Source organism: Dietzia sp. CH92 (genome assembly GCF_032248695.1).
Lineage (GTDB): Bacteria > Actinomycetota > Actinomycetes > Mycobacteriales > Mycobacteriaceae > Dietzia.
This window is the reverse complement of the sequence record NZ_JAVHXC010000004.1, coordinates 34,314-49,176: the sequence shown is the minus strand read 5'-3', so window position 1 is coordinate 49,176 and position 14,863 is coordinate 34,314. Positions and strand designations below refer to the sequence as shown.

The 14,863-nt window shown below is 75.0% G+C and carries 14 protein-coding genes; 8 read left to right on the top strand and 6 right to left on the bottom strand.

Annotation, left to right across the window (positions count from 1 at the left end; genetic code table 11):
- Window positions 1-87 precede the first annotated feature (87 nt).
- The 4 genes from RWK90_RS09555 to RWK90_RS09540 all read right to left on the bottom strand — a co-directional run bounded on the left by RWK90_RS09555 (window position 88) and on the right by RWK90_RS09540 (window position 4,548).
- Complete coding sequence (locus tag RWK90_RS09555) at window positions 88-957, bottom strand: alpha/beta hydrolase (RefSeq protein WP_314037200.1); 870 nt, start codon at window positions 955-957, stop codon at window positions 88-90.
- A gap of 107 nt (window positions 958-1,064) precedes the next feature.
- On the bottom strand, window positions 1,065-1,583 hold the full coding sequence (locus RWK90_RS09550; protein WP_314037198.1) for a phage holin family protein: 519 nt from the start codon (window positions 1,581-1,583) through the stop codon (window positions 1,065-1,067).
- An 81-nt stretch (window positions 1,584-1,664) separates the two neighbouring features.
- Entirely contained in the window at window positions 1,665-3,632 is a 1,968-nt protein-coding gene (gene acs / locus RWK90_RS09545; protein WP_314037196.1) for an acetate--CoA ligase, read from the bottom strand.
- 154 nt (window positions 3,633-3,786) lie between these two features.
- Window positions 3,787-4,548, bottom strand: coding sequence for a PRC-barrel domain-containing protein (locus RWK90_RS09540; protein ID WP_314037194.1), 762 nt, complete (start codon window positions 4,546-4,548; stop codon window positions 3,787-3,789).
- A 144-nt stretch (window positions 4,549-4,692) separates the two neighbouring features.
- On the opposite strand from RWK90_RS09540, the gene RWK90_RS09535 reads away from it, so the two are divergent.
- Entirely contained in the window at window positions 4,693-5,451 is a 759-nt protein-coding gene (locus RWK90_RS09535) for an oxidoreductase (RefSeq protein ID WP_314037192.1), read from the top strand.
- Window positions 5,452-5,913: 462 nt separating this feature from the next.
- Here the strand turns inward: RWK90_RS09535 and RWK90_RS09530 are convergent, their stop codons facing one another.
- Entirely contained in the window at window positions 5,914-6,747 is an 834-nt protein-coding gene (locus RWK90_RS09530; protein ID WP_314037190.1) for an HAD-IB family hydrolase, read from the bottom strand.
- A 446-nt stretch (window positions 6,748-7,193) separates the two neighbouring features.
- Between RWK90_RS09530 and RWK90_RS09525 the strand changes: the two genes are divergently transcribed.
- From RWK90_RS09525 to RWK90_RS09495, 7 genes are all read left to right on the top strand, one after another.
- A complete protein-coding gene (locus tag RWK90_RS09525; RefSeq protein WP_314037188.1) occupies window positions 7,194-8,228 on the top strand; it encodes a chromosome partitioning protein in 1,035 nt (344 codons plus the stop codon).
- On the top strand, window positions 8,218-9,402 hold the full coding sequence (locus tag RWK90_RS09520; protein WP_314037186.1) for a TadA family conjugal transfer-associated ATPase: 1,185 nt from the start codon (window positions 8,218-8,220) through the stop codon (window positions 9,400-9,402). The genes RWK90_RS09525 and RWK90_RS09520 overlap by 11 nt, the downstream gene beginning before the upstream one ends.
- The gene (locus tag RWK90_RS09515; RefSeq protein ID WP_314037183.1) at window positions 9,399-10,394 is read left to right on the top strand and encodes a hypothetical protein; all 996 of its coding nucleotides are present in this window, start codon (window positions 9,399-9,401) and stop codon (window positions 10,392-10,394) included. The genes RWK90_RS09520 and RWK90_RS09515 overlap by 4 nt, the downstream gene beginning before the upstream one ends.
- Window positions 10,391-11,098: a type II secretion system F family protein gene (locus RWK90_RS09510; RefSeq protein ID WP_314037181.1), complete on the top strand. Its 708-nt coding sequence runs from the start codon at window positions 10,391-10,393 to the stop codon at window positions 11,096-11,098. The genes RWK90_RS09515 and RWK90_RS09510 overlap by 4 nt, the downstream gene beginning before the upstream one ends.
- 69 nt (window positions 11,099-11,167) lie before the next feature.
- Window positions 11,168-11,428, top strand: coding sequence for a DUF4244 domain-containing protein (locus RWK90_RS09505; protein ID WP_396230309.1), 261 nt, complete (start codon window positions 11,168-11,170; stop codon window positions 11,426-11,428).
- A gap of 2 nt (window positions 11,429-11,430) precedes the next feature.
- The gene (locus RWK90_RS09500) at window positions 11,431-11,787 is read left to right on the top strand and encodes a TadE family type IV pilus minor pilin (RefSeq protein ID WP_314037179.1); all 357 of its coding nucleotides are present in this window, start codon (window positions 11,431-11,433) and stop codon (window positions 11,785-11,787) included.
- A 116-nt stretch (window positions 11,788-11,903) separates the two neighbouring features.
- Entirely contained in the window at window positions 11,904-12,245 is a 342-nt protein-coding gene (locus tag RWK90_RS09495) for an Rv3654c family TadE-like protein (RefSeq protein ID WP_314037178.1), read from the top strand.
- 65 nt (window positions 12,246-12,310) lie between these two features.
- Here the strand turns inward: RWK90_RS09495 and RWK90_RS09490 are convergent, their stop codons facing one another.
- The gene (locus tag RWK90_RS09490; RefSeq protein ID WP_314037176.1) at window positions 12,311-14,644 is read right to left on the bottom strand and encodes a DEAD/DEAH box helicase; all 2,334 of its coding nucleotides are present in this window, start codon (window positions 14,642-14,644) and stop codon (window positions 12,311-12,313) included.
- Between the last annotated feature and the right edge of the window lie 219 nt (window positions 14,645-14,863).

Sequence of the window (14,863 nt, the reverse complement as noted above, 5' to 3'; positions counted from 1 at the left end):
CCGGGGCCCCGCAGCGCCGGGGGTCCGGTACCCGCCGTCGGTGGGGGCCGGTGCCTGCTGTGCGCGGGCGGCGCGGGGCGGCCCCGGTCAGGCCGGGGTGACGCGGCGCGCGAAGTCGACGATGAGGCGGGACGTCTCCGCCGGGGCCTCCATCGCCGGGAAGTGACCGGCGCCAGGGACGAGCGCGGTGGTGAAGTCGCCGGCCCAGGCCGAGGACGCGCGGACGGTCGCCGGCAGGATGAAGCGGTCCTCGGCACCGCTGATGCCGAGCACGGGCTGCGGCAGGACGCCGGAGACCGCGCGGCGGAAATCGCGCCCGTCCGGCCGGAGCTGGCTGCGCACCATCCAGCGGCGGCTCTCCAGCGACAGGTGGGCCACCTTGGGGATGAGCATCGCCCGCCGGAGCAGGTCGACGGTCTCGCGGAAGTCGTCGGTGCCCGGCCACGCGGGGCCCGAGCGACTGCGCAGCATCTCCTCGACGTCCGCGGCCCCGTCGCGGGTGAGGCGCCTCTCGGGTAGGCGCGGAACCTGGTCCGCGAGTAGGCGGGGCACGAGCGCCCGCCGTTGGTGTCGGTCGAACAGTGCGGCGCGACGCGTGGCGAGCGGGTGGGGGGACCCGACGACGACGAGGCCCCGCACCGCGCGGGGCCGGCGGTACGCGGCGGTCCAGGCGATGAACCCGCCCTCGCCCTGTCCCACGATGACGGCGGAGGAGTGCCCCAGCGCCCGCACGAGGTTCGTGATGTCCGAGGCGAGGGTCCACGCGTCGTAACCGCGCGGGGGCTTGTCGGAATCGCCGTGCCCGCGCAGGTCGACGGCCACCGCGTGGAAGCCCGCCTCGGCGAGGGCGAGCATCGGCGCCCGCATCGTCCACCAGATCCCGCTGAGCCCGTGCACGAGCAGGGCCAGCGGCGGCAATTCGCCGGCGACGACGTCGGCGGGGAGGGCCTCGGCCACGTGCAGCCGGATGCCGTTGGCCGAGACGTCACGATGCCGCCACGACCCGTCGATCCTGACGATCGACGGGTCGGGCGGCCTGTGAGCGGGCGTTCTCAGTCGCGCGTTCAGTTGCGCACGGGGGGTTCGGGCGTGCTGGTGATCCGCACCGTGTGGGGACGCTGCGGCTCGGAACCCTTCGGCATGGCCAGCTTGAGATCCGACACCGAGTCGATGGTGCGCTGCGGCTTACGGATCTTCTTGACCTTGCGGTACCCGAGCAGGCCACACACCGCGGCCAGCAGGACCAGGACCACGAACACGATGAGGAAGCCCATCCAGTCCCAGGTCTTGGTGCCGAACCACAGTGAGATGAGCTTGGCCCACATGAACACGAACGGGAAGAAGGACATCAGGAGGAACACGAGCGCGGCCACGAAGAACCCGGACCCGGTGGCCGCCTTCTTCACCTGCTCGGTGATCTCGGTCTTGGCCAGTTCGATCTCCGCGCGCATGAGCGTCGAGACATGGGTCGAGGCGTTCTTGACGAGGGTGCCGATGCTGGCGTCGCCCCGGCCGATCGAGTCCGCGTCGTGCAGCGGGATCGAGGCCTCGGTCGGCTTGTGCGTTCCCTGGGCGTGGCTCACGGTTGTTCCTCCATTGTCCGGCGACGGCTGCACCGTCGTCCATCGTGCCACGACACGTGGCGGCCTTCACCCGCTACCCGGTCATCCGCGCGTCCCCTTCTCGCGGATCTGGTCCATGATCGTCGGGTCCGCCAGGGTCGACGTGTCGCCGCCCTCGCGGCCCTCGGCCATGTCCTTGAGCAGTCGGCGCATGATCTTGCCGGAACGGGTCTTGGGCAGTTCCGGCACGATCGTGATGTCGCGCGGCTTGGCGATCGGGGAGATCTCCCGCGACACCTCGGCCCGCAGTTCGTCGATGAGCTTCTGGCGGTCCTCCTCGGCGTCCACGTTGCCGCGCAGGATCACGTAGGCGACGATCGCCTGCCCGGTGGTCTCGTCGTTGGCCCCGACCACGGCCGCCTCGGCGACCGCCCGGTGGCCGACGAGCGCCGACTCGACCTCGGAGGTCGAGATGCGGTGGCCGGAGATGTTCATGACGTCGTCGACGCGGCCGAGCACCCACAGGGCGCCGTCAGAGTCCCACTTGGCGCCGTCACCGGCGAAGTAGTACCCCTCCTCGGCGAAGCGCGACCAGTAGGTGTCGCGGTAGCGCTCCATGTCGCCCCAGATGCCGCGGAGCATCGCCGGCCACGGCTCGGTGAGGACCAGGAAGCCCTGCTCGTCCGCGGGGACCTCCTTGGCGTCCCCGTCGACGATGGCGGCCGAGATCCCGGGGAGCGGCCGCATGGCCGACCCCGGCTTGGTCTCGGTGACGCCCGGCAGCGGCGAGATCATGATCGCGCCGGTCTCGGTCTGCCACCAGGTGTCGACGATGGGGGCCTTCCCGCCGCCGATGTTCTCGCGGTACCAGCGCCACGCCTCCGGGTTGATCGGCTCACCGACCGAACCGAGGAGACGGATCGACGACAGGTCGTGGGCGGCCGGGATCTCCTTGCCCCACTTCATGAACGTGCGGATGAGGGTCGGCGCGGAGTAGTAGATGGTGACGCCGTACTTCTCGATGATCTGGAAGTGGCGGTGCTCGTCGGGGGAGTTGGGCGTGCCCTCGTAGACGATGCACTCGGCGCCGTTGGCCAGCGGGGCGTACACGCCGTAGGTGTGGCCGGTGACCCAGCCGACGTCCGCGGTGCACCAGTAGACGTCCTCGCCGGGCTTGTGGTCGAGGACGTTGTGGTGCGTGTAGGCGGCCTGCGTGAGGTAGCCGCCGGAGGTGTGGACGATGCCCTTGGGCTTGCCGGTGGTGCCGGAGGTGTAGAGCAGGAACAGCGGGTGCTCCGAGTCGAACGCCTCCGGGGTGTGCTCGGTGGACTGCTCGGGGATGACCTCGTCCCACCAGACGTCGCGGCCCTCGGTCCACTCGACGTCGAGGCCGGTGCGACGCACGACGAGCACCTTCTGCACGGACTCCGCGCGGCCGTCGACGCCCTCGAGGTTCCCGGCCAGGGCGTCGTCGACGCCGGCCTTGAGCGGGGCGGGCTTACCGCGGCGGAACTGGCCGTCGGCGGTGATGACGAGCTTGGCCTCCGCGTCGTCGACCCGCGAACGCAGCGCCGCGGGCGAGAAGCCGGCGAAGACGACGGAGTGGGTCAGTCCCAGCCGGGCGCACGCGAGCATCGCGATGTAGACCTCGGGCAGCAGCGGCATGTAGATCGCCACCCGGTCGCCGGCCACCAGGCCGAGCGTGCTCAGGTAGTTGGCGGCCCGGCTGACCTCGTCCTTCAGTTCGGCGTAGGTGATGTCGCGGGAGTCGTCGGTGGGCTCACCGATCCAGTGGATCGCCACCCGGTCGCCGTTGCCCGCCTCCACGTGCCGGTCGACACAGTTGTAGGCGACGTTGAGCTTGCCCCCGACGAACCACTTGGCGACGGGGGCGTCCGACCAGTCGAGCACCTCGGACCACTCGGTGTCCCAGTCGAGGCGACGGGCCTGGTCCTCCCAGAACGCCAGTCGGTCGGCCTCGGCGCTGTCGTACAGATCTGCCTGCGCGTTGGCGTTGGCGGCGAAGTCGGGATCGGGCGCGAAAGACGGGGTGTGCTCGGGAGCGGTCATCAGCGGCTCTCTCTCGGGGATGAGTTTCACGGACGGCCGGGATCGCCGCGGCGGACGTGTCCGGACCGATGCATGTGAGCGTAGTCACATGGGGCCGACCGTGTTCGGCAACCCACCCGTGGGGGTGCGACGGGGGAGTCCGGCCCACCCGGCCTCAGTCGCGGCGCGGCGCGGGGTCCTTTCCGCCGGCCTCGTCGGACGGACCGGCAGCCGGGGTCGCGGGTCCCGGGCCGGAGGACTTCGCGGGTGCGGGGGAGTCGGCCGCCGTGTCGCCGTCTGTCGACTTCGTCGTCGTCGTCGCTCCCTTCCCGTCCCCGCGCGCCGCCTGCGCCGCCGCGGCGGAGGCCTGCGCTGCGGCGCCGGACGTCGGCGCCCCGCCGTCGCCGCCCCTGTCGTCCTCGTCGTCCTTGCCCGGGGTCTCCCCGGCCGCGGCGCGCGTCGCGTCCTTCGGCGCGGCGGAGGGCGTGCGCGTCGCACCCGCCGGCCCGGGCTTTCGAGGCCCGGCGTCCTTCGGGGCGGACGGCTGGGGTCCCCCGTCCTGCGGCGCCCGCGGCGACGGTGACGGCGCGGGATCCTGCGCGGCGGTGCCCCGGAGCCGCGCGGGGGTCTCGATGCCGTAGTACTCGAGCAGCTTCGCCTCCTGCTCGGGGGTGAGGCCGTCCTCGGTGTCGTCCGGGCGCGGGGAGTCGCGGATGACGGCGCGGGTGTGGTCGACGTGCAGCTCGTCGTCGAGGAGCCGCGCGCCGTGCAGCGGGACGATCGCGTCGGCGGAGAAGAGCCCGGTCGATACGGTCGCGAAGGTGATCTTGCCGCTGGCGTCGTCCACGAACACCTGGCGCACCGCGCCGATCTTGGCCCCCGTCGAGTCGAAGGCGGTCGCGTCGAGCAGAGCGTCGAGCTGTTCCTTGAGGTTCACGTGGATCTCCGGAGGTCGAGGGTGGGCGGGCGGAGACGGCGCGGGCCCCGACCGGTTGGGGTGATTACACCAGCTCGACACCGGTTGAGGCAGCTGAAAATCGCCTGTGTCGGCCGATTGTGGGCGGGTGGGTAACCTCGACCCGTGACCCCCGCAGCTGCCGACCCGCTCGCCCCGCTGACCGCCCTGCCCGGCGTGGCCGAGGCCGCGGACACCGCCCGCGACGCCCTGGCCGCGGTGCACCGACACCCGGCCAACCGCCGCGGATGGCCCACCACCGCCGCCGAATCCGTGCTGCGTGGCGCCCGCGCGTCCGCCGGCGTCGAGGGCGCCTCCGTCCGGTTGGACGGCGACGGTGAGCCCGACGAGACCCTCGCCGGCGCCCTGCGCGTCGCGGGCGAGCTCACGGGCGAGTCCCTCGACCGCGCCGTGGCCGTGTGGACCCGCTCGCCGCTGCAGGAGCTCGCCCACTTGCACCTGCTCGCCGCCTCCGGTCCCGGCGTCGACCCGCAGACGCTCGGGCGGCCGCGGTCGGAGCAGGGGGTCGCCGAACGGCTCCAGGGGCTGGCCGGGCTGGTCACCGGAGGCACCCGCGTGCCCGCGCCGGTGGTCGCCTCGGTCGTGTTGGGCGAACTCTCCGGACTGGCGCCGTTCGGCTCGGCGGACGGGATCGTCGCCCGCGCCGCGTTCCGCCTGGTCGCCGTGTCCACCGGCCTCGATCCTCACTGCCTGGGGGTGCCCGAGGTGACCTTCTACCGCGATCCGGACGCCTACCGCTCCACACTCGCCGGCTACATGACGGGCGGCGCGGACGGTGTCGCGGCGTGGATCCTCTACTGCTGTCGGGCCCTCGAGGCGGGCGCGCGGGAGGCCACCTCGATCGCCGACGCCGCCGGGGCCTGAACGCGTGAATGGCGGGCCGGCCAGAGCCGACCCGCCAACTCACTGCGGTCCATCGAGAGATCCGGGTCCCAGGCGTCCTGTGGTCCGCCGTGTCGCCGGCCCGGGACAACCGTCGGTGACGGCTGGCGCGGACCCACGGCTGGTATGCCTCTCGGGCGTTATCCGTCGCGTGGAGTTCCGAATGTCGATGACGGTGGTGGGGGCGGGGGGCCGTGACTTCTCTTCCGTCCCGGTCCTGGCGTCCTCGCCACCGTGCCTAGAGCATGCCGTGGATCACAGTCCCGGTGCGATGGTGGGAACCCCCAAATAACGCGGCGGGTCGTAGGTGGGTCCGGCTATCGCCTCCGGTGCTGGCCGCGGCCGAGGATGGACGATTGGGCGCGCACCGCCGGCCGGTGTCTACAGCCCCGGCGTTGGCGACACGAACACTGTCGACCGGCGTCCCAGCTCCGGCCGATGCCGTCAGCGCGCCGCTCGCCGGGCGCCGCGCGCGAACGACACCGCGGCCGCCCCCATGGCCAGGACGATCGCCCCGACCCCCACGATCGGCCCGGTGGCGCGCTCGAGGGTCGGCAGCAGCGGCGTGGGGTTGGAGAAGGTGAGGATCGGCCAGCCGCGCTCGAGTGCCTCGCGGCGCAGCGCGCGGTCGGGGTTGATGACCGTGGGATGGCCCACGAGTTCGAGCATCGGCATGTCCGTGGACGAGTCGGAGTAGGCGTAGGACGCCTCGAGGTCGTAGCCGTAGCGTTCGGCGAACGCGCGGATCGCCTCCGCCTTGCCGGGGCCCTGGCAGTAGAACTCGATCTCTCCGCCGTACCGGCCGTTCTCGTCCCTGTTCATGCGGGTGCCGGCGTAGTGGTCGACGCCGAGCATGCGGGCGATCGGCGCGACCAGTTCCTCCCCGGACGCGGACACGATCACCAGGTCGTGGCCCAGCGCGCGATGCTCGGCCAGCAGATCCTGTGCCTCCGCGTACACGGTCGGGGAGACGGTCTCGGTGAGCGCCTCGGTGACGATCCGCTCCACCTGCTCGGGGGCCCACCCCTTGGTGGCGGTCGCCATGGCCTGCCGGACCTTCTGCATCTGCTCGTCGTCGGCGTCGGAGAGGCTGAAGGCCAGCTGCGTATAGGCGAGGTCGATCACCGAGCGCCGGGACAGCAGACCCTCGCCGAGGAACGACTTGTTGAACGCGAACACGGACGAGGTCGCGATGATCGTCTTGTCGAGGTCGAAGAACGCGGCGACGCGGCGCGGACGGTGCGAGATCCTGGGGCCCGGTGGGCGGGGGGCGGACACGGTCCCCACGATACGGTTCTTGTGCTGGGATCGCAGATGGGTGATACTGACTGTGCCCTTAACGGGGCATCCCCCTATAGGTGCTCAGTTCATCCCCCCCGAGAACTGACGCTTTGAGAAACCGCGGCACCCCCTGCCGCGGTTTCTCGCATTTGTGCCACGACCGCGGTCCCGCCGAGGGGTGTCCCGCAGCCGCTCCCGGGCCTGGCGTCTCGCCCCCGCGGATGTACGGCGAATCCGCAGTCGCTCCCGACGATGGCGTCTCGCCCCCGCCGCGGTGCGCGCGAGACGCCATGTCGGCGTGCGGCTGTGGCGGGGCGGGGCGGGGCGGGCGGATGTGGCGGGCCTCGCCCGTTCTCCACAGCCGCCGTCCTCCTCCACAGGCCTGCCGCGGTGGGCCGTCGTCGAGCCGGGTGACGCCGGGTGCGTGGGCCAGGGTGGGCGGCGTGGACACGACTACGAGAGCGCGCACCGTCGCGGTGGAGATCACCGATCCCGACCTGGACGCCGACGTGCGCGCGGTGCTGGCCGCCCTGGCGATGGAGCCGGGCGACGGGCCGGCCGACGTGACGGTCACCGACCGCGACAGCGCGGCCGGCGGCGGGGGCGCGGCGACATCACCGGGGCTCGGCCCCGCACGCGTCGTGCGGGTCGGTGCGGACGGAGACGGTGCCGGTGGCGACGACGACGACGTGATCCGCCTGCCGTCCGGGACCGGCGACCTCGTGGGCGCGCTGCTCGCACCGGTGCCCGCGCGGTCGGGTGCGTCGGTGGTGGTCGTGGGCGCGGTCGGCGGGTGCGGGGCCAGTACCCTCGCGGCGGCTCTGGCGGTGCGGGCCGCTCCGTCCCACCGGACGCTGCTCGTGGAGACGGACCCGCGCGGGACGGGTGTCGACCTGATCCTCGGCACGGAGGACCGCCCGGGCCTGCGGATCGAGGACGTGCGCGCCGATCTCGGCGGTCCCGACCCGGACGCCCTGTGGGGCGCCGCCCCCGAGGTGCTGCCGGGGCTGCGGGTCCTCGCGCGATCCCGCACCGGTCCCGCGGACGCCGACCCCGCCCGCGTCCCCGATGGCGGTCCGGGCGCCGTGCGGGCCCACCGGGCGGGTGGCGGCCTCGCGGTGAGCGATCGCGGTGGCGTCGACGACCGCGGGCCGGCGTGCGGGGAGGCGGATCTCGTCGTCGTCGTCACCAGGGCCGACCTCCAGGGCGCGGTGGCCGCGGGCCGCGTGGTGCGACGGTCTCCCGGCGCGGTGCTGGTGGTCCGCACCGGGCGCGGAGACCCGCTGCACGCGGCCGACATCGCCGGATCGGTGGGGGCCGGTCGGTGGCACGTCCTGCCCGACCTCCCCGGCGTGCGACGCGCGACCGGCGCCGGCGAGCTCGCCGAGGCGTTGCGACGCGGACGATCCGGCGGGATGCGGCGCCTGTGCGCGCTCGCCGACACCCTCGTGGACGAGGTGGTCTCCCGTGAGCGCTGACGAGACCGCCCCGCCGGCCCCGCCGCCCGACCTCGTGGACCGCGTCCGCGCGCGGCTGGCCGGCCTGGGCGTCGATCCGGAACCCGACGAGGTGGTCCGTGCCGTGCGCGCCGAGTCCGGTGTCCTGCACGGGCACCTCGACCTGCTGCGCACCGCCCGCCTCGTCCGCGAGCACCTCGCCGGAGCCGGGCCGCTCGAGGCGCTGCTCGCGAGCCCCGGCGTGACCGACGTGGTGGTCGACGGGCCCGGCCCCGCCCTGGTCGACCGCGGCCGCGGGTTGGAGGAGACCGACGTCGTGGTGCCGACCGAGGCCGAACTGCGCGCGCTCGCGGTGCGGCTCGCCGGGCGGGCGGGGCAGCGACTCGACGACGCGCGGCCCTGGGCGGACGGTGTGGTGCGCTCCCGCGACGGGATGGCGTGGCGGCTGCACGCGGTGCTCCCGCCCGTCGCCGTGGACGGGACCTGCCTGTCGCTACGGGTGTCGAGGCCCGCGCAGTCGACGTTCGACCGACTCGTGGCGGCGGGCACCGTGCCCGGCGACGCCGAACCGCTGCTGCGGGCGCTCGTCGCCGCCCGGGTGGGCTATCTCGTCGTGGGCGGCACCGGCTCGGGCAAGACGACGCTGCTCGCCGCCCTGCTCGGGCTGGTGCCGTCGTCCGAGCGGGTGCTGTGTGTGGAGGATTCGCCCGAACTGCGGCCCGCCCACCCGCACGTGGTGCGGCTCGTGGTGCGGCACGGCAACGTCGAGGGCGCCGGCGAGGTGACGATGGCCGATCTCGTCCGGCAGGCGTTGCGGATGCGGCCCGACCGGATCGCCGTCGGTGAGGTCCGCGGCGGCGAGGTCGCCGACCTGCTCGCCGCCCTCAACACCGGGCACGACGGAAGCGCCGGGACCGTCCACGCCAACTCGCCCACGGAACTGCCCGCCCGGCTCGAGGCCCTGGGCGCGCTCGGCGGCCTCGACCGCTCCGCCCTGTCCGCGCAGGTCGCCGCGTCGCTGCGGGTCGTGGTGGGGATGCGCCGCCTGCCCGACGGTCGCCGTGAGGTCGAGTCGATCGGGGTCGTGCGACGCGCTGAGCACGGGATAGTCGTGGACCCGGCGTGGCGTGCTGACGGGGGAGCGGTCCGCGGCCGGGCCGCCCTGGACGCGATGTTCGCGGAGCGGGTCCGGTGACGGCGGCGGTGCTGCTGGTGGCGGTCGCGGTGCTGCTGTGGCCGGGCGGCGCGGCGAGCGCACGGTTGCGCGCGCTCGGCGGTCCGGAGTCCGGCGCGCACGGCGGCCGGGGCCGCGGCGGAGCGGCCGCCCACCCCTCCGGGGCGTCCGCCGCGCGCACGCCCGGGGTCGTCTCGCGTGTCGGTGCGCTGGGCGGTCTCGTCCTGCGGGTCCCGGCGGGCGTGCTGTGGCCGCTCGTGGGGGCGGTCGTCGGACTGCTCGGAGCCGGGCCGCTGCACGCCTGCGCGGGCGGGGTGCTCGGGGGCGTCGCGGCTGACCTCTACGCCCGCGCCGGCGGACGCCGCCATCGGCTCACCCGGCTGGGGGCGTGGGAGCGCGCACTGGACGACGCCGCGTCCGCCCTCCGCGCGGGTGCCGACCCCGGCGCGGCTCTCGGCCGGGCCGCGGAGGCGGCCGCCGCCCACGACGCGCAGGTCGCCGCGCTCCTCGCCGCCGCGGGGTCACACGCCCGCCTGGGCGGCGACGTCACTGCGGCCCTGCGCCCGGTCCCGGCCGGAACGGTCCCGGCCGGCATGACCCCGGCCGGAACGGCCCCGACCAGCATGACCCCGGCGGCCGACCCGATCTGGGCGGCAGCCGCCGCGGGCAGTCAGGGCGACCGGGTCCCCGGCGAGCTCGCCGGCGCCTGGCTCCTCGCGACGCGCCACGGCGTCGAGCTGGCGGAGGTCGTGGACGGGCTCCGCGCCGACGTGGCCTCGCGCCGCGAGCGCGCGGTCCGGGTGCACGCCACGCTCGCCGGCCCGCGTGCGACCGCCGTCATCCTCACCGCGCTGCCCGCGCTCGGGGTCCTGCTGGGCTCGGGCTTCGGCGCCGACCCCCTCGGCGTCCTTCTGGGCGGGGCGCTCGGAGGTGTCCTGTGCCTGGCCGGTGCGGTGCTCCTCGCGGCCGGACTGCTCTGGACCGACCGGATCGCGGGCGGGGCCGACCGATGACATCGACCCTCCTCGTGCTCGCGGTCGCGCTGTGCATCGCGCCGTGGCGGCCCCGGGCCGCGGAGAGGCTCCACGCGCTGCCGCCCGCCCCCGGTACGCCGACCCGCCCGGCACCCGGCCCGCTGTCGCCGCCCGGACACCTCGCCGCCGTGCTCACCGCGCTCGCCGCGCTCGCCGCGCTCGCCGCGCTCGCCGCCCCGCTCGCCCGACTGTCGGTCCCGCTGTCCCGCCGGGGCGACGCCCCCGCTGACACCGAGGCGCTCGCGCACCTGCTCGACCTGCTCGCGGTGGCCCTGCTCGCCGGTCTGCCCACGCCGGACGCCCTGGCCGCGGTCGCCGAGGCGATCGAGCACACCGACCCCGCCCTCGCCGAGCCGCTGCGGGCGGCCGCGTCCCGGATGCGGCTCGGTGCCACCCCGGCGGAGGCCTGGCGGGACATCCCCGGAGCGACCCGGCTCGCCCCCGTCGCGTCGGTGCTCGCCCGCGCGACTGACGGGGGCGGCTCGGTCCGGGCCGCCCTGGGCCATGCCGCCGCGCGGATGCGGTCGGAGGCCGATGCCGCCGCCACCGCCCGCGCCGAACGCGCGTCCGTGCTGGTCGCCGGGCCCCTCGGGCTGTGCTTCCTGCCCGCGTTCATCTGCCTGGGCGTCCTGCCCGTCGTGATCGGCCTGGCCGACGGGATGCTGCCGGGGGTCCTGCCGTGAGCGGCCTCCCCGGCCCCACCGATTCCGGGGCGGAGACGCCGTCCCGGTCACCGAAGAAGGAGAACCCACATGAGCACCCACATCACCTCCCGCATCGCGGCGCGGACCCTCACCACCTCGGCCACGCTCGTGAGACGGTCCCGGGCCGTCCTCGCGCGTCCGTTCAGGGCCCCGGCCGGCGCGGATGCCGGAATGTCGACAGTGGAATACGCCGTGGGCACGATCGCTGCCGCGGCGTTCGGCGCCGTGCTCTACACGGTCGTCAGCGGCGACTCGATCCCCGACGCGCTGGGCGGGATCATCGAGCAGGCCCTCAACACCTCGGTGTGACGATGTCGCGGAGGGTCCGCGCGGCGGTGGCCCGCGACGACGGGTCGGTGACGGTGGAGGCGGCCCTGGGGATCGCGTCCCTGGTGGTGGTCGTGGCCGTCGCCGCCGCGGGGGCCGCCGCGGCGCTCACGCAGATCGGGGTGGTCGACGCGGCGCGGGAGGCCGCGCGAGTGGCGGCGATGTCCGGGCCGGGGGAGGGGATCTCCGCAGGTCAGCAAGTGGCGTCGGGGGCGCAGGTCACGGTCACCGGCGCGGGGTCGTATGTCACGGCGGTGGTGGTCGCGCCGGCGCGGGGCCTTCCGGGCGTGGAGCTGACGGGTCGGGCGGTCGCGCGCACCGAGCCGGGGGCGACGGGGTGACCGGGCCCGCGCCGCGGGGCCCCGGTCGCGAGGGCCCGTGCCGCCCGGGGCCTGTCCGCCGCGACGGGTCGCCTCTCCGGCGCGGCGGGTCGCCTCGTCGCGCGGTGGGGCGGCGGATGGTCGACGACGACGACGGGTTCATGACCGTCTCCACCGCCTTCGCCGTGGCCGCCGTTCTCGCACTGACCGTGGCGGTGCTGTTGGTCGGGAGGGCGGCGGTGGCCGCGCATTCGGCCAGGTCGGCGGCGGACCTGTCGGCGCTGGCCGGCGCGCACGCCCTGCGCGCGGGCGAGGACCCGTGTGCGGTGGCGTCCGGGATCGCCGGGGCGAACCGGGCCACGCTGGCGTCGTGCCGGGTGGACGGACTCGACGTGGTCACGCGGGCGGAGGTGAGCATCGATCTCGGCGTGCTGGGCGCCCGGTCGGCGTCGGCCGTGGCGCGGGCGGGGCCGGTGTGAGGAGGCGGCCGCGGCCTGTACCCGGCCGCGGCCGCGCGCTGGCCGGCAGGGCCGCTACCGGGCCGCTACCCGGCGGCGCCCGCGAGCTGCCCGACGACCTCGGTGAGCAGCGCGATCGCCCCCGGCTTGGAGAGGGGGTCGTTGCCGTTGCCGCACTTGGGCGACTGGATGCACGAGGGGCACCCGGTCTCGCACTCGCAGGCACGGATGGCGTCGAGCGTGGCGCGCAGCCACGAGGTCGCGCGCCGGAACCCGCGCTCGGCGAAGCCCGCCCCGCCCGCGTAACCGTCGTAGACGAACACGGTCGGCAGTCCGGTGTCGGGGTGCAGTGCGGTGGACACGCCGCCGATGTCCCAGCGGTCGCACGTGGCGACCAGGGGCAGCAGGCCGATCGCGGCGTGCTCGGCGGCGTGCAGCGCCCCGGGCCAGTCGGCCTCCTCGAGCCCGGCGACGCGCAGGAGCTGCGGGGTGAGCGTGTAGACCACCGCCCGGGTCGCCAGCGTCGTCTCGGGCAGGTCCAGAGGGGGCACGTCGAGGATCTCCCCGCCACGCAGTCGCCGCTGGTAGCCGGTGACCCGGGTGGTGACCTCCACGTCCGCGAGCGACAGCGTGACCGGCCCCGCCGGCACGGTCTCGAGCGTGGAGATGAGGTCGATCGACACCTGCTCGCGCGCGGAGGTCGTCCACTCCGGAACCTCCGGGTGGCACAGCGCCAGTCCCTCGTCGAGGTCGAGTTCGTCGACGATGAACGACTCGCCCTGGTGCAGGTAGAGCGCACCGGGGTGGACCTGGGAGCGGGCGCGGACCGAGTCGATCGTGCCGAGCATCCGGCCGTCCACGGCGTCCACGATCACCACCTCGGCCCCGCCCGTGCCGCGAATGTCGACCTCGGCGTGGGGGGTGTGGTCGTCGGCGGCCGGGTACCAGCCCGCGGGCCGGCGCCGGACGAGTCCGCGGGCGGCGAGGTCCTCGAGCACCCCGGTCGCGCCCCAGGCGCGGGCCTCGTCGTGGGTCATCGGGCGTTCGCTCACCGCGCACCGCAGTTGACCGGCCAGCAGGACGGGGTTGCGGGGGTCGGTGACGGTGGCCTCGACCGGTCGGCCGAGCAGGGCCTCGGGGTGGTGGACGAGGTACGTGTCGAGGGGGTCGTCGCGGGCGACCAGCATGACCAGCGCGCCCTGGCCGCGGCGTCCGGCGCGGCCGGCCTGTTGCCAGAAGGAGGCGATGGTGCCGGGGAAGCCCGCGCTGACCACCGCGTCGAGGCCGGAGATGTCCACGCCCAGTTCGAGAGCGGACGTCGAGGCGACGCCGACCAGCTCCCCCTCGGCGAGGCCGCGTTCGAGTGCGCGACGGTCGTCGGCGAGGTAGCCGGCGCGGTAGGCGGCGATCCGGCCGGCGAGTTCGCGGCCGCGCGCCCCGTGTTCGGACTCGAGGCGTTCGCGCGCCCGGAGGGCGGTGGATTCGGCGCCGGCACGGGAGCGCACGAACGTCAGCGTGCGGGCGCCCTCGGCGACGAGGGAGGCCATGAGTCCCGATGCCTCGACCGGGGCGGGCCGGCGCACGGGCGCGCCGTGCTCGCCGGCGAGGCCCTCCATCAACGGGGGTTCCCACAGGGCGACGGTGCGGCCGCCCTGCGGCGAGGCGTCGTCGGTGACCTCGACGCACTCCCGGCCGACGAGGGTGGTGGCGGCGGCCGCGGCGTCGGAGGTGGTGGCGGAGGCCAGGACGAAGGTCGGCGCGGCGCCGAGCGCCCGCGCGAGCCGGTCGAGCCGGCGCAGGACGAGCGCGACGTTGGAGCCGAACACACCGCGGTAGGAGTGACATTCGTCGACGACGACAAAGCGGAGCCCCCGCAGGATGCGTGTCCACTGCCGGGCTCTGCCGAGGATCGACAGGTGGAGCATGTCCGGATTGGTGACGATCCACCGGGAGTTCTCCCGGATGAAGGGTCGGGCGTCGGTCGGGGTGTCGCCGTCGTAGGAGGCGGGTGCGACGTGCTCCAGCCCGGGCACGGAGTCCACCAGCGAGACGACGGACGACAGCTGGTCCTGCCCGAGCGCCTTGGTGGGGGAGAGGTAGAGCACGCAGGCGTTGCGGTCCTCGGCGAGGGCGCTCAGGGCGGGCAGCTGGTAGCCGAGTGACTTGCCGGAGGCGGTGCCGGTGGCCACCACGACGTTCCGGCCCGCGTGGGCGTGGTCGGCGGTGGCGACCTGGTGGGCCCACGGGCGGTCGACGCCGCGGGCGCGGAGCTCGTCCACGAGCCCGGGGTGGGCCCAGGTCGGCCAGTCGGCGTGGCGCGCCTCGCGGGCGGGCAGGTCCACGGCGTGGGTCAGCGGCGACGGCCCGGTGGGCTGCTGCTCCAGCAGGTGTCCCAGTAGTTCGCGTCCGTACGTCGTCACCCCTCGACCGTAGACAGTCGCGGCGGGTCGGTCCCATCCGCGGCCGGACGGGGTGCGGCTGGCGCCATCGGCGGCCGGCGGGCCGGGCTGTCCAAGATCTGTTCTCCTCCCGCTGTTGTCGTGGTGTACTGGACCCGGTCGTCATCGCCGCACCGGGCAACCGGTGACCGGGGCGTCGGCCCGACACGCGTGGCCATCCCGCGAGTCGCACCTGGCAGT